The organism is Bacillus sp. SIMBA_005 (genome assembly GCF_046535585.1).
Taxonomy (GTDB): domain Bacteria; phylum Bacillota; class Bacilli; order Bacillales; family Bacillaceae; genus Bacillus; species Bacillus pumilus.
In genome coordinates, this window is the sequence record NZ_JAWRWI010000448.1 from 1 (window position 1) to 270 (window position 270).

Consider the following 270-nt stretch of genomic DNA (forward strand, 5'->3'; position numbering starts at 1 on the left):
GTCGGCTTCGTCTTCCAGGCGTACAACCTGCTCCCCGCCCTGAACGTCGAGGAGAACATCACGCTGCCCCTGCGGCTCTCCGGCAAGCGGCTCGACCCGGGGTGGCTCGACTTCCTGCTCGACGCGGTCGGGCTCCGCGATCGGCGGCTCCGCCGTCCGTCCGAGCTCTCCGGCGGCCAGCAGCAGCGCGTCGCGATCGCCCGCGCTCTGGTGCGCAGGCCCGTGCTGATCCTCGCCGACGAGCCCACCGGTGCGCTCGACATCGACACC

General features: G+C 72.2%; 1 protein-coding gene. It reads left to right on the top strand.

Features of this window, described 5'->3' with window-relative positions:
- Nucleotides 1-270: ATP-binding cassette domain-containing protein (locus SB660_RS20845; RefSeq protein ID WP_410584257.1), on the top strand; the 270-nt coding region annotated here is incomplete at both ends.